The following is a 21,411-nucleotide window of genomic DNA, read 5'->3' as shown; positions in this document are numbered from 1 at the left end:
GGTATAATAAAATTACATGAGCACATAGCCGGAAAGAAGCGGTTCTGGAAGCGGGAAGGCGGACAGATCACCAGAAACAACCGGTTATGAGAAAGGAGAATCATGGAGAAATTTCATATAGCAGATATCCCGAAAACAGACAGGATCACCCATCTTGTGGATAATCTTTATGCAAAGATGCCGGTGATCGAATCTGCCAGAGCCAAGCTGGTCACAGAGTCCTATAAGCAGACCGAAGACGAGCCGATCATCACCCGCAGAGCCAAGGCATTTGCCCACATCCTGCGTAATATTCCCATCATTATTCGTGATGAGGAGCTGATCGTCGGAAGCAGCACCCTGGCTCCGAGAGGATGTCAGACATTCCCGGAGTATTCTTTCCAGTGGCTGGAGGATGAGCTGGATACAGTGGCTACCAGAACAGCCGATCCATTTTATATTGCGGAGGAAACCAAGGCGGAACTCCGTGAGGTACATAAATACTGGAAAGGCAAGACAACCAGTGAACTTGCAACTTCCTACATGGCACCGGAAGCAATTCTTGCCATTGACCACAACATTTTTACACCGGGAAATTATTTTTACAATGGTGTAGGACATGTAACCGTTAAATATGAAGAAGTCCTGGCAATCGGTTATGAAGGAATCATTGCCAAAGCACAGAAAGAGCTTGAGGAGTGCAATGTGGGAGATGGTGATTACGCAAAGAAATCCCGTTTCCTGGAAGCCGTGATCTTAAGCTGCCAGGCTGTTATCGACTATGCACATCGTTATGCCGAGCTTGCTGAGCAGATGGCATATCAGTGTCAGGACCCGACCAGAAAACAGGAACTTCTTCAGATCGCATCCAACTGCAGCCGTGTCCCGGCCAAAGGCGCACGCAACTTCTATGAAGCCTGCCAGTCCTTCTGGTTCGTACAGCAGCTGATTCAGATGGAGAGCAGCGGACATTCCATTTCACCGGGACGTTTTGATCAGTATATGTATCCATATTATAAGAGTGATATGGAGGCAGGCAATCTGACCAGAGAGTTCGCTCAGGAACTGATGGACTGCATCTGGGTAAAATTAAACGACCTGAATAAATGCCGTGATGCCGCATCTGCAGAAGGTTTTGCAGGCTACAGCCTTTTCCAGAACCTGATCGCAGGTGGCCAGAACAAAGACGGCGAGGATGTGACCAATGATCTCTCCTTTATGTGTATCCAGGCGTCCATGCATGTACATCTTCCGGCACCGTCTCTTTCTGTAAGAGTATGGAACGGATCTCCCCATGAATTCCTGATCAAGGCTGCAGAGCTTACAAGAACAGGAATCGGACTTCCGGCTTATTATAATGATGAAGTTATCATCCCTGCACTGCAGAACCGGGGACTTTCCCTTGCAGATGCCAGAGAGTATAACATCATCGGCTGTGTAGAACCGCAGAAAGCAGGTAAGACAGAAGGTTGGCATGATGCCGCATTCTTTAACATGTGCCGTCCACTGGAGATGGTTTTCTCTAATGGTATGGATAAAGGTGTGCAGGTTGGTGTTCAGACTGGCGATGTCACAGAGATGAAGAGCTTTGACGAGTTCTATGACGCATACAAGAAACAGATGGAATATTTCATCTCCCTGCTTGTAAATGCAGATAATGCCATTGATGTTGCACATGCTGAGAGATGTCCGCTTCCATTCCTTTCCTGTATGGTGGATGACTGCCTGAAACGAGGTAAATCCGTTCAGGAAGGCGGAGCTGTTTATAACTTTACAGGTCCTCAGGGATTTGGTATTGCCAACATGGCAGATTCCCTGTATGCAATCCGCAAGCTTGTATATGAAGAAAAGAAAGTTACCATGGAAGAGATGAAAGAAGCTCTGGCATGGAACTATGGCAAAGGTATTGATGCACAGTCTGCGGCAGATATCACTACCATTGTTATGCAGAAACTTCAGGAGAATGGCATCAGCGTAAATGAGCAGACAGCTACCGCTGTTATGACAGCCGCTCTTGGCACAGAGCCATCCCCGGAGAAAAAAGCAAGATTCGAAGAAATCCACAAGATGATCGAGGAAGTTCCGAAGTTCGGAAATGACATCCCGGATGTGGATTACTTTGCAAGAGATGTGGCTTATACTTATACCAGACCACTTCAGAAATATATGAACCCGAGAGGCGGACATTATCAGGCAGGACTTTATCCGGTATCTGCAAACGTTCCTCTTGGCGGACAGACTGGTGCTACACCGGATGGCCGTTATGCACATACACCAGTTGCAGATGGCGTTTCTCCGTCAGCAGGCAAGGATGTGAAAGGCCCGACAGCAGCAGCAACTTCCGTATCCCGTCTGGATCACTTCATTGTATCCAACGGAACACTGTTTAACCAGAAATTCCATCCGTCTGCACTTGCAGGAAGAGAAGGACTGGAGAAGTTTGTGGCACTGATTCGTGGATACTTTGATCAGAAGGGCATGCATATGCAGTTCAACGTTGTCGACAGAGAGACACTTCTGGATGCACAGAAACATCCGGAGAAGTACAAACACCTGGTTGTACGTGTTGCCGGATACAGTGCACTGTTCACAACGCTTTCCAGATCTCTGCAGGATGATATTATCCGTCGTACAGAACAGGGCTTCTAAAGGAGTAACTTATGGACTATTTGGATACAAAGGGCAGGATCTTTGATATTCAGAAATATTCAGTACATGATGGTCCGGGCATCCGTACCATCGTGTTCCTGAAAGGCTGCGTTCTCCGCTGCCGCTGGTGCTGCAACCCGGAATCACAGGAGTACCGGATCCAGAACATGAAAGTTCTGGGCGAGGACAAGGTGATCGGCCGGGATGTAACTGTCCGTGAGATGATCGAAGAGGTTGAGAAGGACCGTGCATATTATTACCGCTCCGGAGGGGGAATCACCCTCTCCGGCGGAGAATGCATGTGCCAGGCAGATTTTTCCAGAGATCTTCTCCGTGCGGCAAAAGAGCGCGGCATCAACACAGCCGTGGAGAGTATGGCCTGTGCCCCCTGGGAAAAGATCGAACAGGTTCTTCCCTATCTGGATGTGTATCTGATGGATATCAAGCATATGAATCAGGAAAAACATAAGGAATTCACAGGACGGGCCAACGGACTGATGCTGGAGAATGCAAGAAAGGTTGCACTCTATGGCAAGACCAGACTGGTGATCCGCGTTCCGGTTATTCCGACTTTCAATGATTCTGTGGAAGAGATCCAAGCAATCTCCAGATTTGCGGCATCCCTTCCAGGTGTAAACAAGATCCATCTTCTTCCGTACCACAGATTGGGACAGGATAAATATGATGGCCTTGGACGCCCCTATTTAATGGAAGGAATTCTTCCACCGACAGCAGAACATATGCAGATGTTAAAGAATGCGGTACACGCGGTATGCGCCCTGGACTGCCAGATCGGCGGCTGAGAAATAAAAGAATTACAGAGAAAAGATCCTCTGCAAACAGACAACATAAAAAAACAATAAAAACAACATAAAAAGCAACAAGAAACCAACACAAAACAACGGATTGTCCTTGACTTATTTTGTGGTATGGAGTAAAATATTTTCAGAAACAAAATAGTGCAATCCAATGCTCAAGGAGGAAATTAAGCATGGTAAACGAGTTTGAAATCAAAAAACAGCTTTGCGACATCGGTAAAAGAATCTACAACCGTAACATGGTTGCAGCTAACGACGGAAACTTCTCCGTTAAAGTAGCAGAGAATGAATATCTTTGCACACCAACAGGTGTATCCAAAGGTTTCATGACACCAGAGTTCATCTGTAAAGTAGATGGCAAGGGTAATGTAATCCAGGCTAACCCGGGATTCAAACCATCATCTGAGATCAAGATGCATATGAGAGTATATGAGAAGAGACCGGACGTAGGATCTGTTGTACATGCTCATCCGATCTATGCTACATCTTTCGCAATCGCAGGTATTCCGCTTACACAGCCGATCATGCCAGAGGCAGTTATCGCTCTTGGATGTGTTCCGATCGCTGAGTACGGTACACCTTCCACAATGGAGATCCCGGACAACCTTGAGAAATACCTTCCATACTTCGATGCAGTACTTCTTGAGAACCACGGAGCACTTACATGGAGCACAGACCTTAACGCTGCATACATGAAGATGGAGTCTGTAGAGTTCTACGCACAGCTTCTGTATCAGACCAAGCTCCTTGGCGGACCGAAGGAATTCGACAAAGAGAACATCGAGAAGCTCTATGCGATCCGTCGTAAATTCGGTATGCCTGGAAAACATCCGGCAAGCCTCTGCCTGAACAAAGACGGCAAGAACTGCCACAACTGCGGCGGCGCATGCCACAGCGAGGACTACAAACAGTTCCCGGGATATCAGTATGATTTCGTTGGAAAAGACTGTGATTGTGATAAAGATGCAGCTCCTGCAGCAGACGCAGCAAAGAATGATGCAGAGCTTGTTGCTCAGATCACAAAACAGGTTATGGCTCAGCTTGGCCTGAAATAATTTTTTGACGGAATATTAAGGAGGACATCTCATGCCAATAAGTGAGAATATGGTACAGGAAATTGTACAGGAAGTTATGGCAAAAATGCAGATTGCAGATGCTCCGGCCGGAAAACATGGCGTTTTCAAGGATATGAATGATGCTATCGAAGCAGCGAAAAAAGCGCAGCAGGTAGTTAAGACAATGTCTATGGACCAGAGAGAAAAAATCATCACCTGCATCCGTAAAAAGATCAAAGAAAATGCGGAAGTACTGGCTCGTATGGGTGTTGAGGAAACTGGTATGGGTAATGTAGGAGACAAGATCCTCAAACATCACCTGGTAGCAGACAAGACACCTGGTACCGAAGACATTACAACAACTGCATGGTCCGGAGACAGAGGACTGACTCTGATCGAGATGGGACCATTTGGTGTAATCGGTGCGATCACACCATGTACAAACCCAAGTGAAACAGTTCTCTGTAACACAATGGGTATGCTGGCAGGCGGAAATACAGTTGTATTCAACCCGCATCCGGCAGCTGTAAAAACTTCTATTTACGCAATCAATCTTTTAAATGAGGCTTCCCTGGAATCAGGCGGCCCGGATAATATCGCTGTTACTGTTGAGAAACCAACACTTGAGACCAGCAATATTATGATGAAACATAAAGATATCCATCTGATCGCAGCAACAGGCGGCCCTGGTGTTGTAACAGCAGTTCTTTCCTCCGGTAAGAGAGGAATCGGTGCAGGAGCAGGTAACCCGCCGGCACTGGTTGATGATACTGCTGATATCCGTAAGGCAGCTCAGGATATCGTAAACGGATGTACATTTGATAACAACCTTCCATGTATCGCTGAGAAGGAAGTTGTTGCAGTATCTTCCGTAGTTGATGAGTTAATGCACTACATGATCACAGAGAATGACTGCTACCTTGCATCCAAGGAAGAGCAGGACAAACTTGTTGAGACTGTACTTGCAGGTGGCAAGCTGAACCGTAAATGTGTAGGACGTGACGCGAAGACACTTCTTTCCATGATCGGAGTTCAGGCACCGGCAAATACCCGCTGCATTATCTTCGAGGGCCCGAAGGAACATCCGCTCATCACAACAGAGCTTATGATGCCAATCCTCGGAATCGTAAGAGCTAAGGATTTCGACGACGCTGTAGAGCAGGCTGTATGGCTTGAGCATGGCAACCGTCATTCCGCACATATTCATTCCAAAAATATTGATAACATTACAAAATATGCGAAAGCAATTGATACCGCAATCCTTGTAAAGAACGGCCCGTCCTATTCCGCACTTGGATTTGGCGGAGAAGGTTTCTGTACATTCACAATCGCAAGCCGTACAGGTGAGGGACTTACAAGCGCAAGCACATTCACAAAGAGAAGACGCTGCGTAATGACAGACAGCCTTTGCATTCGTTAATCAGGAGGAACAGAAACAATGGATATGAACAATGTAAATATCGAAGAAATCGTTAAACAGGTTCTCTCCGGCATGACAGGAAACGCTCCTGCAGCAGCTGCTGCACCAAGCGCTCCGGCTGCTCCGGCAGGAAACACAATTCCGAAAAAAGCAAGAGTAGCAATGATGACAGAGAAGAAACATTTTGAGCTTCAGGAGTATGATCTTCCGGAAGTTGGCGACGACGACATCCTCGTTAAAGTTGAGGGATGCGGTGTCTGCGGAACAGATGCTCATGAGTACAAAAATGACCCGTTTGGTCTTATCCCGGTAGTTCTCGGACATGAGGGAACCGGTGAGATCGTAAAAATGGGTAAAAACGTTAAAGTTGATACAGCTGGTAAATCGGTTAAAGTCGGCGATAAGATCGTTACCTGTATGATCTTCAAAGATGATCCGGAAATCACAATGTTCGACCTCAACAAGAAGAACGTAGGCGGCGCTGACGTATACGGACTTCTTCCGGATGACGACGTTAAATTCAACGGCTGGTTCGCTGATTACATCTTCATCAGAGGCGGAAAATTCGGTTCTACATTCTTCAATGTAAGCGACCTGGATCTTGATTCCCGTATCCTCATCGAGCCATGTGCAGTACTTGTACATGCAGTAGAGAGAGCAAAAACAACAGGAATCCTGAAATTCAACAGCAGAGTTGTTGTTCAGGGCTGCGGACCGATCGGTCTGATCTGTATCGCTGTTCTTCATACAATGGGTGTTCACAACATCTGTGCAGTAGACGGAAACGAGCAGCGTCTTGAATTTGCCAAGAGAATGGGCGCAACTACAACTGTAAACTTTATGAACTTCAAGGGTGTTGAGGCACTTGCTGAGGCTGTTAAAGAGGCTCAGGGCGGACATCTTGCAGATTTCGCTTTCCAGTGTACTGGAAATCCTCATGCACACTCCAACATCTACAAATTCATCCGCAACGGCGGCGGTCTTTGCGAGCTTGGTTTCTTCATCAATGGTGGAGACGCTACAATCAACCCGCACTTCGACCTCTGCTCCAAAGAGATCAACCTTGTTGGTTCCTGGGTATACAACCTCAGAGACTATGCAACAACATTTGATTTCCTTAAGAGAGCAAAAGCAATCGGACTTCCAATGTCTGAGCTGATCACACACAAGTTCCCGCTTGAGGAGATCAACGAGGCACTTGAGACAAACCTTGCAATGACAGGTCTTAAGATCGCGATTGTTAATAAATAACCTTAACGGGAAAGGAGAAGCAACATGGCAGAAGCTGTAGGAATTCTGGAGGTCTTCGGACTTGCAACAGCCTTTGTGGCAGCTGACGCCGGGTGCAAGGCTGCAAATGTCCACCTGGAGGTATTCGATAAGAATAAACCGGCGAATGCGGACAGCCTGCCAGTACCGCTTCTTGTCTGCATCAAGTACCGCGGAAGCGTGTCAGATGTCACGGCAGCGGTAGAAGCCGGCATGAAAGTCGCAGAGAGCATGACAGGTGTGGTACAGCATTACATAATCCCCAACCCGGAACCAGGTACACAGAAAATGCTGAAGATCAGCGCCCTGGATAAAGATTAAGAGGATTCCGAAGTTCACTTTACAAAAGTGGCGGAATCATATATGATAAAAATGTAACGAAGATAAGATTCAGGAGGATAGAATCATGGCACAGGAAGCATTAGGAATGGTTGAGACAAGAGGCCTCACAGCTGCAATCGAGGCAGCAGATGCAATGACAAAAGCAGCTGAGGTTGCACTTGTAGGAACAGAGAAGATCGGTTCCGGTCTTGTAACTGTTATGGTTCGTGGAGACGTAGGCGCTGTAAAAGCAGCAGTAGAGAGCGGAAGCGCAGCAGCATCCAGACTTGGAGAGCTCGTAGCTACACACGTAATCCCGAGACCTCATACAGACGTAGAGAAAATTCTTCCGAAGCTCTAATTCAGGCTTTGAGAGGAACAGAAATTAATTAAGGAGTTCGCTCATGGGAAAATCATATGGATTTATAGAAATCACTGGTGTGGTTGCGGCAATCAATGCCCTGGACATCATGTGCAAAACGGCAGACGTTGAGCTGGCGTCATGGGAGCGTAAGCTGGGCGGACGACTGGTGACCCTGATCGTACAAGGCGATGTATCAGCAGTTACAGCAGCTGTCAATGCGGCAGTAGAGCAGGCAATCAAGAAACCTGCCAGCTATGCAGTAATTGCCAATCCTCACGAGGAAATCGTCAAACTGGTTGAGCTGAGTGCAAGCCGGTGGAAAAAGAAACAGCAAGAGAATCCGGAAACAGCACTGGAAAGCAAAAACAGCAGCGAAAAATAAACTGCTGCACCAAAAAAGTCAGAAGTAAACAGAACAAATAAAGCATTAGCAATCCATAAGGAGGATATAATCATGACACAGGAAGCATTAGGAATGGTTGAGACAAGAGGACTTACAGCAGCTATCGAGGCAGCTGACCAGATGTGCAAGGCAGCTAACGTTGCACTTGTAGGAACAGAGAAGATCGGTTCCGGTCTTGTAACTGTTATGGTTCGTGGAGATGTAGGAGCAGTTAAATCTGCAGTAGAGAGCGGAAGCGCAGCAGCATCCAGACTTGGAGAGCTTGTAGCTACACACGTAATCCCGAGACCTCATACAGATGTTGAGAAAATCCTTCCGGTTCTTAAATAATTTCAACTGATTCTTACTGATACGCACCGGCCGAAGGGCCATTAAGGCTTCTGGCCGGTGCTTTTCAGTTTTCAGTTATGAGACCGAAAGAAAGCAGGTGTACTCTTGGAAACGAATAATATTGAAATGATCACAAAAATGGTGATCGATGCGATCAACAAAAACGAAGACAAGGGCAATGGTTTTGTTGTACCTATCGGAGTTTCCGCAAGACATATTCACCTGACACAGGAGCATGTGGAGGCACTGTTCGGAGAAGGCTATCAGCTTACCAAGAAAAAAGATCTGATGGGCGGACAGTTTGCATCCAATGAAACAGTTACCATCGTAGGACTGAAGCTCCGTGCGATCGAGAATGTAAGAATCCTCGGACCTGTCCGCAGCAAATCTCAGGTTGAGGTTTCCGCAACAGATGCGATCAAGCTGGGAATGAAGGTTCCGGTACGTATGTCCGGTGACCTTGCCGGAAGCGCGCCGATCGCCATTGTCGGACCGAAAGGTGCTATTTATCTGAAAGAGGGATGTATTGTGGCCATGCGTCACATTCATATGGCTCCGAAGGATGCCCAGGCTGCGGGTGTACATGATGGTGATATTGTTTCTGTTAAAGCGGACAATGAGCGCGGAACAATCTTTAATCAGGTTAAGATCCGTGTAGATGACAGCTTTACACTGGAAATGCATATTGATACAGATGAAGCAAATGCAGCAAGAATTGCCACAGGCAATACAGTTACCATAATCAAATAATATTCCTCCTTTGGGGATGCCACTTTCTGGCATCCCTAACAGAGGATATGGAGAAAAACGGAGGCTCATATGATCGTAGGCAAAGTAGTTGGAAGCATTGTTTCCACACGAAAAAGTGAAAAACTGATAGGAAATAAATTCATGATTGTAGAGCCGGTGCATCATATGAAAGCCGAGCACAGCCAGATTGTTGCCATCGATATCATCGGTGCGGGAATCGGCGAGTATGTATTGGTGGCACAAGGAAGCGCAGCAAGAATAGGCTGCGGCGTAGAAACAGCACCGGTAGATGCCGCAATCGTCGGAATCGTAGATGACGGTGCAGGATTGGAGTAACGCCATGGATATCAAAGAATTACAGAAAATTATGCAGGAGAATGGTGTTGTCGGAGCAGGTGGTGCAGGTTTCCCTACATACATGAAACTGACAGACAAAGCGGATACCATTCTTATGAACTGTGCAGAGTGCGAACCATTACTGAAACTTCACAGACAGTTGTTGGAAAAGCACGCATATGAGATCATGAAAACATTCGATATGGTTGCGGAGACGGTAGGAGCTTCCCAGGCCATCATCGGAATCAAAAAATCTTATGTACAGACAATCAATGCCTTAAATCAGCATATCGAAGAATTCCCAAGGGTTAAGATCCATCTTCTGGATGAGGTTTATCCGATGGGTGATGAGGTTGTTCTTATTTATGAGGCAACCGGACGCGTGGTACGGCCAGGAGGACTGCCTATTGAGCAGGGAGTAGCCGTATTCAATGTAGAGACACTTTACAATGTATATCGCGCGGTAGAAGAACACAAACCGGTCACAAGCAAATATGTTTCCGTTGTTGCAGAGGTTGAGAACCCTGTTACAGTGAAAGTTCCGTTAGGATGTACACTGGAAGAGGTTGTTGCCCAGGCAGGCGGAACAACTGTGAAAGATCCAGTATATTTCGTAGGCGGCCCGATGATGGGACGTATCGGAAATGGTTCTGATCCGGTTACAAAAACAACGAATGCAATCCTGGTTCTTCCCAAGGACCATGTTATTGTCATGAAGAAGCAGCGGACTTCTTCCATAGATTTAAAGAGAGCAGCATCCATCTGCTGCCACTGCCACACATGTACAGATCTTTGCCCGAGACATAATCTGGGACATCCGATCGATCCGGCAATGTTCATGATGGCAGCATCAAACCAGGATTTCAGAAATGTAAATCCTTATATCAATTCTGCATTCTGCAGCTCCTGTGGTGTCTGCGAGATGTATGCGTGTCCGCAGAGCCTGGCTCCGAGAACACTGCTTGCAGATATGAAAGGCGGACTTCGTAAAGCCGGAATCAGACCACCTCAGGGTGTTCAGCCGAAACCGGTACAGGAGTCAAGAGAATACCGCAAGGTTCCTGAGGAGCGCCTGATGGCACGTCTGGGACTTACCAGATATGACAAGGATGCACCGCTTCAGGAAGAGCTTGTAAATGTATCCAAGGTAAAAGTTCTCTTAAGCCAGCATATTGGTGCACCGGCACAGGCAATCGTAAATGTAGGCGATATGGTAACAGAAGGTCAGATGATCGCACAGCCTGCACAGGGATTAAGTGTCGGAATCCATGCAACGATCAGCGGAAAAGTTACAGAAGTAACAGACCGCCATGTTGTAATTGCAAGAAATTAGAAAGGACGTGCACAAAATGAGTAGAGCAATCGGAATGATTGAGTTTAAAACCACACCAGCTGGTATCACTGCAGCAGATGCCATGGTTAAGACATCTGAAGTAGAGATCGTGGAGGCGCAGACAGTATGTCCGGGAAAATATATTGCAATTATCACCGGAGATTTAAGCGCAGTGAAAGCTGCTGTAGACACAGCAGTAACAACATACGAGGATAAATGCATTGACAGTTTTGTACTGGGCAATCCGCATGAGTCCATTTTCCCGGCAATCTACGGAACCACACAGGTTGAGGAGATCAGTGCCCTGGGAATCCTGGAGACCTACGATGCAGCATCTATCATCGAGGCAGCAGATCAGGCTGCAAAGACAGCAATCGTTGATCTGATCGAGCTTCGTATCGCAAAAGGTATGTGCGGTAAATCCTACATGCTTCTTACAGGTGAGGTTTCTGCAGTAGAGGCTTCCATTGAGAGAGCAAAAGAGCTGGTAGCTGAAAAAGGAATGTACATGGATTCCTCAGTAATCGCTCATCCGGACAAGAGAATGATCGATACGATCCTTTAATATTGTCTATGATAACGGGATATCCTTTTTGAAGGGTATCCCTGCAATGACATCTGAAAAGGAGGCATCTTATGCTAGCATTAGAGAGAAGAAATCTGATTCTCGAGAAATTACAGGAAGAGAAAAGGGTTGTTGTAAGTGAACTAAGCCAGCTTTACAGTGTCTCAGAAGAAACCATCCGCCGTGATCTGGACAAGCTGGAAAAAGAGGGACTTGCCACAAAGAGTTATGGCGGTGCGGTGATCAACGAAGATGTCGGTATTGATTTACCATTTAATGTTCGTAAAAACCAGAATGTACAGGGAAAGCAGAAAATGGCGGAGATTGCTGCTTCCATGGTGAATGACGGAGATCACATTTTTCTGGATGCCAGCACAACGGCAGTTTTTGTGGCCAAGGCGCTGAAAGAAAAAGAACGTCTCACCGTTGTTACCAATTCTATGGAGATCCTTCTGGAGCTCTCGGATGTATCCGGCTGGAATATTATTTCCACCGGTGGAGTGATGAAGGAAGGGTATCTTGCATTTCTTGGTGCCAGAACCGAAGAAGTGATCCGTTCTTATTATGTGGACAAGGTGATCTTTTCCTGTAAGGCATTAAACGAGGATATGGGGATCATGGAATCCAAAGAAGCCTTTGGAACAACAAAAAAAGCCATGATCAATTCCGGAAAAATGCGTATTCTGGTGGTAGACAGCACAAAATTTGATCAAACTGCTTTTTCCGTGGCAGGACAGCTGCGGGATATCGAGACGGTCATCACAGACAAAAAACCGTCTGAAAAGTGGCTGAACCATTTCAGCGCGCATAAGATCGAATGCATCTACCCGAAATAGGTTGGACATATATCGGAAAACGATTGTGTTCATGAGCATGCAGTGTATGCGGAATGCGGAGATCCGCTTTACTTTATCCGGCCACAGGCAGACAAAAGAGACCTGTGTTCCGGTATGACGAGAGGGAGCAGTTTCTATGAATACATTTGAAATGAAAACAGCCATCCATTTTGGAGCTGATGCCCTGGGAAGACTGAAAGAAATTCCATACAAAAGAGTCCTTGTTATCACAGACCCGTTTGTTGTAAAAAGCGGAATGATCGATATGATCACAAAACCGCTTCAGGCAGGTGGAAAAGAATTTGATATTTTCTGTGATGTTGTTCCGGATGCACCGGTTGGAAAAATTGCCGAAGGAGTTAAGAAATTCCTTCAGTATCAGCCGGAAGCTATTGTTGCAGTAGGTGGTGGTTCTGCCATCGACTCTTCCAAGGCAATCCGTGAGTTTGCCCTGAAGATCAATAATTACGGAAAAGTCGGACTGGTTGCCATTCCTACAACAAGTGGTACCGGTTCCGAGGTTACTTCTTTTGCAGTTGTAAATGATACAGAAGCACATGTGAAGTATCCGCTGATCTCAGACAGCCTGACCGCTGATGAGGCAATTCTGGATGCGGAGCTTGTACGTAGTGTTCCGCCTGCGATTACAGCAGATACAGGTATGGATGTTCTGACTCATGCAATTGAGTCTTATGTCAGCATCAACCATAATGAGTTTACATCTGCACTTGCAGAGAAAGCAATCGAGATCTGTGGCGTATATCTTTATCGTGCATATGTTGACGGTAATGATATGCATGCAAGACAGAAGATGCATGTAGCGTCCTGTCTGGCAGGACTTTCCTTCAATGCAGCAGGTCTTGGAATTACTCACAGTATGGCTCATCAGCTGGGTGCTATTTTCCATATTCCTCACGGAAGAGCTAATGCGATGCTGTTGCCGCATATTGTTGAATATAATGCAAATATCAACAAACGCAGCAGAAGTCAGAAAGAATATCTTCCGGCAGTAAAGAGATATTCCAATATTGCACATCTTCTTGGACTGAGCAATTATAACGAAGTTATGAGTGTCAGATCTCTTGTAAACTGGATTCAGTTTATGCAGAAAGAGATGAATATCCCGCTTACCATCGAAGAGATGAAGACGATCACACCGGATGCTTATTTTGCAGCGGTTGATAAGATGGCGGATATGGCTCTTGCGGATGCCTGCACGGCAGCGAATCCGCGTGTACCAAAGAAAGAGGATATAATCAAAATTTATACTAAACTTTGGTCTTTTTGATAAAAGAAAAATCGCAAAGGGTCCGAAGCCCCGGACCCTCTGCACACCCTTCGGGCTTTTTTTAGAGTGCTTGACTGTGGCGGGCGGAAGGTTATTGACTTGTGCCTGTATGCTTGGTTTGTTCCGGGCGTGATGTTGTGCCGATATGGTATTCAATCGTAGTATTGTTGAGTATTGTAAAAGTGGCCTGATATAGATAAGTGTTTATTATCAGGATTTACTGGGAGGTTGAGCGGTGATGGAGGTTTATACCGGGTATGGTGATAAGGGAATGACGGATCTTTCCCATACGAAGAATGTTTCCAAGTCGGATGACCGTATCTGTCTGATGGGGTCTATTGAGGAGCTGTTGAGTCATATTGGGCTTGTCAGGGCTCTGATTGGTGACGGGGATATTGTCCGGATGCTGGAGAAGATTTCGGAGACTCTGAAGAAGATTACGGATGGGGTTTCTGATCCTTATAACAGAGAATTTAAGGTCAGTGAAGACCGGACGGAGCTTTTGGAGGAAGAGATTGGCCGAATGAAAGAAATTTTTTTCGGAGAAAGACTTCCGATTCTTCCGGGAGATTCCAGAGTTGCGGCTGAGATTGATGTGACAAGAGCTGTGGCCCGGAGGGCTGAGAGAGAGCTCGCACTGGTCAGCGTGAAGTTCGGATCGGATACCGGAGCCAAGAAATATATGAACCGGCTGTCAGATTATTTTTATGTGCTGGCAAGGTATGTGGATGCGGCGAAGATCAAAGAGAAGAAAACAGAAGTTTTTGAACGTGTTCAGGGAGCTGCCGGATCAGAAAATACTGAGAAAGAAGTTGCAGGAACTGTTGAAAATAATGCGAATGTTGCAGCAGGTACAGCAGAACCACAGACAGAGCAGATACAGCAGAATACATTGATGCAGGCTCAGAATACACAGGAAAATGTGTCTGTGGTGACAACAGCAGGAGGAAATACAGCGATGGCACAGAATGACAGTATGGCGGCAAGCACAGCGATGATCCAGGAAGTGCTGAAGCGCATGGGGATCCAGGGTCGTATCACACTGGATTCTGCCAAACGTCTGATCGAGAAGATCGAGCAGGAAGCCCTGAAAAGAAACAAGCCTTCTGTAATTGCGGTATGCAGTCCGGACGGAAATCCGGTTGCGGTTCATGTGATGGACGGATCTTTTCTTGTAAGTTTTGATATGGCTGTAAAAAAGGCTTATACATCCGTTGCCGTGAAGATGTCAACCATGGAGCTTTCCAGACTGACACAGCCAGGCCAGACATTCTATGGTCTTGGCAAGATGAGCGACAATATCGTAATATTCGGAGGCGGCGTACCGCTGAAAGTCGGAGACACCATTATCGGCGGCCTTGGCATCAGTGGTGGTACTGGCGAAGAGGACAACAGTCTTGCAGAATATGGACTGCAGATTCTGAATGAAGTACTCTGAAAGTAAAGAATTAAATACATGACAATAAAGAAAAGAAAAACAGGTTATGAACGCCATTCATTCATAACCTGTTCTTTTTTGTTTAGAAAGATTAGGATTACATAATCTTTCTGAAGAGAGCTTTCAGGTCTTCAACGCTTGCATCTTTCGGGTTTCCAGGTGCACATGCATCTGCATATGCGGATTCTGCCAGAAACTGAAGATCTTCTTCTTTGATAGCTTCCAGTTTTGTCGGGATTCCAACATCAACAGAAAGTTTTTTAACTGCATCAATAGCAGCTTTTCTGTATTCTTCCTGGGTCATGGAGTCTACATTTTTAACACCCATTGCACGTGCGATCTCACGATATTTTTCGCCAGTGCATTCCTGGTTGTATTCCATAACGATCGGAAGCATCATAGCGCATGCAACACCATGAGGTGTATCATAAACAGCACCCAGAGTATGAGCCATGGAATGGGCAATGCCAAGACCTACATTGGAGAATCCCATACCTGCGATCTGCTTTACTGTGATGCTCTCCACAGAAGAAGACTGCATACATTTTTTCATGGATTTTGCCAGACGGTATTTGGTTTTATTACTTTTCGTCAGTGGTTCCTGAGTGATTTTTTCATCCATTTCAGATTCCTCGTTCATTTTGTGTGTGGCCGGCAGATAAAACAGGTTTATCCATCTGCCAAACCGGATAAATCCCATGTTAAAAGAGAATGGGGAATTTGTCAACGGACAGGCAGAAAATAAAGACGTTGCCAGTCACAAAGTAAACAGTAACAATGACACATAAATTGGAAATCACTTTAAAAATATGTTAAAATAAAACATTCAGAAAACAGCAGTTATTTGATTAAAGAAAGGATCATGTCGATTTATGACGAAACAGGAACTTTTAAAGACCCACTTTGGGTATGATACTTTCAGAGAAGGGCAGGAAGCAGTGATCGATGCGCTTCTTGCAGGAAAAGATGTCTTGGCCGTGATGCCTACAGGAGCGGGAAAATCCATCTGCTATCAGGTACCGGCACTGATGATGAAAGGGATTACACTGGTAATTTCGCCTCTGATTTCGCTTATGAAAGATCAGGTGCGGAGTCTGAACCAGGCGGGAATCTCAGCGGCTTATCTCAACAGTTCCCTGACACAGGGACAGTATTTTACCGCTTTGCGCTATGCAAAAGCAGGACGTTACCCAATTATCTATGTGGCACCGGAACGGCTTACCACAGAGGCGTTTCTGGATTTTGCGCTGAGTGCGGATATATTCATGATTGCGGTGGATGAGGCACACTGTGTATCTCAGTGGGGACAGGATTTCCGCCCCAGCTATCTGAAAATTGCGGAGTTTGTGGCGCAGCTACCAAAGCGTCCGGTGATTGGCGCTTTTACAGCTACGGCGACGAAAGAAGTAAGAGAAGACATTGCGAGACTTCTGAACCTACGTGACCCTTTTTGCACCACGACAGGATTCGACAGGGAAAATCTGTATTTTGCGGTAAAAACCCCGAAAGATAAATACAAGGAAGTACACGACTACATACTGGAACATCCCGATGACAGTGGAATTATCTACTGTCTTACCAGAAAACTGGTGGAAGAAGTCTGCGGAAAACTGATTCAGGACGGAATCACTGCCACCAGATATCATGCCGGGCTCTCCGATGAGGAGCGACGGAACAACCAGGATGATTTTATCTATGACCGCTGCCATGTGATGGTAGCGACGAATGCTTTTGGTATGGGAATTGACAAATCGGATGTGCGATATGTCATTCATTATAATATGCCAAAGAACATGGAGGGCTATTATCAGGAGGCAGGACGCGCGGGCCGTGACGGAGATCCGGCGGAGTGTATCCTGCTCTACAGTGGAAAGGATGTTGTGACCAACCAGTACCTGATCGAGCGTGGTCAGGATAATCAGGAGATGGATATGGAAACCTGGCGCCTTGTCCGGGATCGGGATCAGGAACGGCTGAAGCAGATGACGTTTTACTGTTTTACCCATGACTGTCTGCGGGAATATATCCTGAAATATTTTGGCGAATATGGAAAAAGTTACTGTGGAAACTGTCTGAACTGCCAGACAGAATTCGAAGAACAGGATGTGACAGAGGAAGCACAGGCTATGGTACAATGCGTGAAAGAAAGCGGACAGAGGTATGGAGTCAATGTGATTCTGGATACGCTGCGGGGAGCATCCACAGCCAAGATCCGGCAGTATCACATGGAGGAAAATTCTTTTTATAGTGTCTGTGCAAAAACGCCGGTGTACAGGCTGCGGCAGATTTTTAATTATCTGGTGCTGGAAGAATATCTTTCTCTGACAGACGACGGATATACGATTGTAAAACTGACTTCCACATCCCGGGATCTTCTGGAAAAGGGAAGCATGTTAACTATGAAGATGCCTAAGGCGCAGGAGCTGCAGAAGAAGGAAAAGAAAGTCAGACGACGGAAATCCAGTACAGCTGGTGAGCTTAAGGAGCAGGACGAGCCGCTGTTTCAGAAACTGCGTGCGCTTCGGACGGAGATTGCCAGAGAAGAAAAAATCCCTCCGTACATGGTCTTTTCCGACAAAACTCTTATCCATATGTGTATTCTGAAACCGGAAAATGAGGCGGAAATGTTAGATGTGACAGGAGTCGGCAGGCATAAGTTCGAAAAATACGGAAAAAGGTTTATTGATGCGGTGCAGAATCTGTAAGAAAGAGGATTTTGCCGTCGGAAAATGCAGAGCGAAATGTTCTGAAATTTCTTGCATTTCAAAGAGGCATTTGTTAGAATAAAACAAGCAGGAAACATCCGGCAGCCAGGAAGCGGCCGGATTGTTTTATCATGTATGATCATTCTGCTGCATGTTCCAGATGCAGCGTACAGGCATTTCGCAAGCAGAGTTCTATGCACCGTGGAATCCCTTCAATATTTGAGCAAGTAGCAAGTGCGGATTGCGAATATCCACTTGACGAGAATTGATTAAGACAGAATTTCACACAATCTGCGTCGGCTTTTTCATGCAGAAAACCTGCTCCTGCCGGCTTTTTTCCCATACAGAAGAGAAGCATGTATTCTTATCACATGGACATAGCCCGAAGGACAGTCGGGAAGCAGTTCGAAGCAGCCGGTCCGCTGTTTGTACATAGTTGGTTCTTAATAAAAAAGCAGGGTATTCGTAAATATGCGAAATCCTGCTTTTTGTCGTGGGTGGAGTTAACGGCGCTTATATTTTCCAGGAGTAACTCCTTTATATTTTTTGAAGGTGCGGATAAAATAGCTCAGGTCATTGAAACCGTTTCGGTAGGCGATTTCCGTGATGGAATCGTCCGTGGTTGCCAGCTGGCAGCAGGCCTGTTCAATCCGCTGGCGGTTCAGGTAATCCATGGGAGTCTGATGAGTCATCTCGGAAAAGAACCGGCAGAAATATTTCGGGGACATGGAAACTGAAGCGGAAAGTTCCTGCAAAGTAATAGGATTGGTGTAGTTTTTTTCAATAAATTCCACCACCTGTTTCAGCTGTACAATCCGTTTGTAATCCCGGCGTGTTTTCCTCAGACTTTCCAGGTAGTAATGATTACCAAAAACCAATCCGAAAAAGTGGTAAAATTGTCCAAACACAACCAGTTCGTATCCAGGTTTCTTCTGCCAGAAAGAATCAAAAAGAGAGTTTACGGCGCGTTGGATATCCGGCTGTTTTTCGGTAAAATGATGATAGATCAGAAGTTCCTGATGGCTGATTTTCTGCATATATTCCGTGCAGACAGAATTGAATTTCAAAAACATGTTCATGTCAAAAACAATGCACTGATAGATACAATCCTGAGGAATTCCGGAATGCAGCACGCCGCTGTTGACAAAAATTACATCTCCGGCTTTTGCTGTGAAACTTTTTTCGTCTAAAGTGACGGTGAGAGTGCCCTGAAGTACCCGCATGATTTCACACTCCACATGCCAGTGGTAGGACATGACATAACGGGGATGCGTACTGTCAATATGATGAAACTCAAAAGGAAATTCATAGGTACCACGAAGCCGGTCTTCGTTTCTTCCAAGATCGTGCAAAATAAAACCCTTCTTTCATAAATTTTATAGATTTTTTAGGAACTGGAATAATAAAGTGAATATTGTACTGTTTTTTGCTATTATAACACAAGTAATTTACAAGATGCAATCGTATAATAAAATCATCGGTCAGATATATATTATATATTGTCTGAACACAACCCACAGCCGCAGGGCAGGAAGAGATGCTTTGTGGAAAGAAACAAGTTTATTAAATAACGAATATATACATGTAGGAGGTAATTGTTACTATGGCAAAGAGCAGATTAGTAGGCAGCTATCCAGTTATCGGTATCAGACCAACCATCGATGGACGTAGAGGAGCTCTCGATGTAAGAGGATCTCTGGAAGACCAGACCATGAACATGGCGAAATCCGCAGCAAAACTTTTCGAGGAGAACCTGAAATATTCAAACGGTGAGCCTGTAAAAGTTGTTATCGCTGATACAACCATCGGACGTGTTGGTGAGAGCGCTGCATGTGCTGATAAATTCCGTAAAGAGGGTGTAGATATCACTCTTACTGTTACACCATGCTGGTGCTACGGAGCTGAGACAATGGATATGGATCCACAGACCATCAAGGCTGTATGGGGATTCAACGGAACAGAGAGACCTGGTGCTGTATATCTGGCATCCGTTCTTGCTACACATGCACAGAAGGGCCTTCCGGCATTCGGTATCTACGGACATGACGTTCAGGAAGCTGACGACACATCCATTCCGGAAGACGTTAAAGAGAAACTGTTAAGATTCGGCCGTGCAGCAGTTGCAGCTGCATCCATGAGAGGTAAATCCTACCTGCAGATCGGTTCTGTAACAATGGGTATCGGCGGATCTATCATCGATTCTGATTTCATCGAGTCCTATCTCGGAATGAGAGTTGAGTCTGTTGATGAGGTAGAGATCATCCGTCGTATGACCGAGGGTATCTACGATCACGAAGAGTTTGAGAAAGCTCTCAAATGGGCAAAAGAGACCTGCAAGATCGGCTGGGACAAGAACCCGGAAGAGCTTCAGTTCTCACCAGAGAAGAAAGAGGAGCAGTTCGAGTTTGTTGTTAAGATGGCAGTTATCATCAAAGAGCTGATGAACGGCTGTGATAATCTTGCTCCGGAATTCTCCGAGGAAGCAATCGGACACAATGCTCTTGCAGCTGGATTCCAGGGCCAGAGACAGTGGACAGACTTCTATCCGAACGGTGACTTCGCAGAGGCTATGCTGAACACATCCTTCGACTGGAATGGCGCTCGTGAGCCGTACATCCTTGCTACAGAGAACGATGTTCTCAACGGACTTGGAATGCTGTTCATGAAACTTCTTACAGGACGTGCTCAGATCTTCGCTGATGTTCGTACATACTGGAGCCCGGAGGCAGTTAAGAAAGCTACAGGATATGACCTTGAGGGTGTTGCCAAAGAAGCTGGCGGATTCCTTCATCTGATCAACTCCGGTGCTGCTTGCCTGGATGCTAACGGACAGGCTAAAGAGGCTGACGGAACACCAGTTATGAAACAGTGGTGGGATGTTACAGAGGCAGACCAGAAAGCGATCATGGACAATACAGAGTGGTGTATGGCCGACAACGGATACTTCCGTGGAGGCGGATACTCCAGCCGTTATGAAACACGTGCTCAGATGCCTGCAACTATGATCCGTCTGAACCTTGTAAAAGGACTTGGACCGGTTCTTCAGATCGCAGAGGGATGGACAGTAGCCCTTCCGGAAGAAGTATCTGACAAGCTCTGGAAACGTACAGACTACACATGGCCATGTACATGGTTCGCTCCAAGATGCGATGGCAAAGAGGGACCGTTCAAGACAGCTTACGATGTAATGAACAACTGGGGTGCTAACCACGGTGCGATCTCCTACGGACACATCGGTGCAGACCTTATCACAATGTGCTCTATGCTGAGAATTCCGGTATCCATGCACAACGTTCCTGAGAAGGATATCTATCGTCCGGCAGCTTGGAACGCATTCGGTATGGAAAAAGAGGGTGCAGACTTCCGCGCTTGCAAGAACTACGGACCACTCTACAAATAAATCATACTGTTAAAATAACAAATATCATATCCTCCGGCATGTATGTGCCGGGGGATTTTTTTGTGCCATAATGTAAGGATACACAGGAAACGCACTGTTCGGATTCCGGGAAAAAAGTTATAATAGAAAAAGGTATATAAAAAGATATATTA

General features: G+C 46.0%; 19 protein-coding genes and 1 pseudogene. 18 read left to right on the top strand and 2 right to left on the bottom strand.

All coding sequences use genetic code 11. From position 1 onward, the window contains the following. Positions 1-102: 102 nt before the first annotated feature. The 16 genes from GPK88_RS00195 (at position 103) to GPK88_RS00120 (ending at position 15,154) form a co-directional block, all read left to right on the top strand. Positions 103-2,628 (top strand): glycyl radical protein, encoded by a 2,526-nt coding sequence (locus GPK88_RS00195; protein ID WP_173772690.1) that lies wholly within the window; start codon positions 103-105, stop codon positions 2,626-2,628. 11 nt (positions 2,629-2,639) lie between these two features. After that, positions 2,640-3,431, top strand: coding sequence for a glycyl-radical enzyme activating protein (locus tag GPK88_RS00190; protein ID WP_215707435.1), 792 nt, complete (start codon positions 2,640-2,642; stop codon positions 3,429-3,431). A 188-nt stretch (positions 3,432-3,619) separates the two neighbouring features. Beyond that, positions 3,620-4,501 (top strand): class II aldolase/adducin family protein, encoded by an 882-nt coding sequence (locus GPK88_RS00185; protein ID WP_118368607.1) that lies wholly within the window; start codon positions 3,620-3,622, stop codon positions 4,499-4,501. Positions 4,502-4,532: 31 nt separating this feature from the next. Further along, positions 4,533-5,921 (top strand): aldehyde dehydrogenase family protein, encoded by a 1,389-nt coding sequence (locus GPK88_RS00180; protein ID WP_148448411.1) that lies wholly within the window; start codon positions 4,533-4,535, stop codon positions 5,919-5,921. Positions 5,922-5,939: 18 nt separating this feature from the next. Continuing rightward, positions 5,940-7,172: a zinc-dependent alcohol dehydrogenase gene (locus GPK88_RS00175; protein WP_215707434.1), complete on the top strand. Its 1,233-nt coding sequence runs from the start codon at positions 5,940-5,942 to the stop codon at positions 7,170-7,172. Between the two features lie 24 nt (positions 7,173-7,196). Continuing rightward, positions 7,197-7,511, top strand: a complete 315-nt coding sequence (locus GPK88_RS00170) for a BMC domain-containing protein (RefSeq protein WP_015525953.1) — start codon at positions 7,197-7,199, stop codon at positions 7,509-7,511. 85 nt (positions 7,512-7,596) lie between these two features. After that, entirely contained in the window at positions 7,597-7,872 is a 276-nt protein-coding gene (gene pduA, locus GPK88_RS00165; protein ID WP_015525952.1) for a propanediol utilization microcompartment protein PduA, read from the top strand. Between the two features lie 43 nt (positions 7,873-7,915). Then, positions 7,916-8,257, top strand: coding sequence for a BMC domain-containing protein (locus GPK88_RS00160; RefSeq protein ID WP_021977483.1), 342 nt, complete (start codon positions 7,916-7,918; stop codon positions 8,255-8,257). Positions 8,258-8,329: 72 nt separating this feature from the next. Next, positions 8,330-8,608 (top strand): BMC domain-containing protein, encoded by a 279-nt coding sequence (locus GPK88_RS00155; RefSeq protein ID WP_005427721.1) that lies wholly within the window; start codon positions 8,330-8,332, stop codon positions 8,606-8,608. 138 nt (positions 8,609-8,746) lie between these two features. Continuing rightward, on the top strand, positions 8,747-9,358 hold the full coding sequence (gene pduL, locus GPK88_RS00150; protein WP_370816971.1) for a phosphate propanoyltransferase: 612 nt from the start codon (positions 8,747-8,749) through the stop codon (positions 9,356-9,358). A gap of 69 nt (positions 9,359-9,427) precedes the next feature. Next, the gene (locus GPK88_RS00145) at positions 9,428-9,694 is read left to right on the top strand and encodes a EutN/CcmL family microcompartment protein (RefSeq protein WP_015525950.1); all 267 of its coding nucleotides are present in this window, start codon (positions 9,428-9,430) and stop codon (positions 9,692-9,694) included. Between the two features lie 4 nt (positions 9,695-9,698). Continuing rightward, positions 9,699-11,027, top strand: a complete 1,329-nt coding sequence (locus tag GPK88_RS00140; protein ID WP_021977480.1) for a 4Fe-4S dicluster domain-containing protein — start codon at positions 9,699-9,701, stop codon at positions 11,025-11,027. A gap of 16 nt (positions 11,028-11,043) precedes the next feature. Beyond that, positions 11,044-11,592: a BMC domain-containing protein gene (locus tag GPK88_RS00135; RefSeq protein ID WP_015525948.1), complete on the top strand. Its 549-nt coding sequence runs from the start codon at positions 11,044-11,046 to the stop codon at positions 11,590-11,592. A 71-nt stretch (positions 11,593-11,663) separates the two neighbouring features. Next, the gene (locus GPK88_RS00130) at positions 11,664-12,428 is read left to right on the top strand and encodes a DeoR/GlpR family DNA-binding transcription regulator (RefSeq protein ID WP_195567126.1); all 765 of its coding nucleotides are present in this window, start codon (positions 11,664-11,666) and stop codon (positions 12,426-12,428) included. A gap of 136 nt (positions 12,429-12,564) precedes the next feature. Continuing rightward, complete coding sequence (locus GPK88_RS00125; protein ID WP_118752780.1) at positions 12,565-13,716, top strand: 1-propanol dehydrogenase PduQ; 1,152 nt, start codon at positions 12,565-12,567, stop codon at positions 13,714-13,716. A 238-nt stretch (positions 13,717-13,954) separates the two neighbouring features. Then, positions 13,955-15,154, top strand: a complete 1,200-nt coding sequence (locus GPK88_RS00120; RefSeq protein ID WP_195567124.1) for a cob(I)yrinic acid a,c-diamide adenosyltransferase — start codon at positions 13,955-13,957, stop codon at positions 15,152-15,154. Between the two features lie 97 nt (positions 15,155-15,251). Here GPK88_RS00120 and GPK88_RS00115 read toward each other — a convergent pair. After that, positions 15,252-15,656: pseudogene (locus GPK88_RS00115) on the bottom strand (lactaldehyde reductase); the annotation flags it as partial. 370 nt (positions 15,657-16,026) lie between these two features. Here GPK88_RS00115 and recQ point away from each other — a divergent pair. Then, complete coding sequence (gene recQ, locus GPK88_RS00110) at positions 16,027-17,859, top strand: DNA helicase RecQ (RefSeq protein WP_215707433.1); 1,833 nt, start codon at positions 16,027-16,029, stop codon at positions 17,857-17,859. 503 nt (positions 17,860-18,362) lie between these two features. Here recQ and GPK88_RS00105 read toward each other — a convergent pair. Beyond that, a complete protein-coding gene (locus tag GPK88_RS00105) occupies positions 18,363-19,211 on the bottom strand; it encodes an AraC family transcriptional regulator (protein ID WP_148448398.1) in 849 nt (282 codons plus the stop codon). 251 nt (positions 19,212-19,462) lie between these two features. Between GPK88_RS00105 and GPK88_RS00100 the strand changes: the two genes are divergently transcribed. After that, positions 19,463-21,259, top strand: a complete 1,797-nt coding sequence (locus tag GPK88_RS00100; RefSeq protein WP_015525941.1) for an L-fucose isomerase — start codon at positions 19,463-19,465, stop codon at positions 21,257-21,259. Positions 21,260-21,411 lie beyond the last annotated feature (152 nt).

It is taken from the genome of Blautia sp. MCC269 (genome assembly GCF_018785655.1).
Classification (GTDB): Bacteria; Bacillota; Clostridia; order Lachnospirales; family Lachnospiraceae; genus Blautia_A.
Note: the sequence above shows the minus strand (reverse complement) of the source record. Positions and strands in the feature narration are given on the sequence as shown.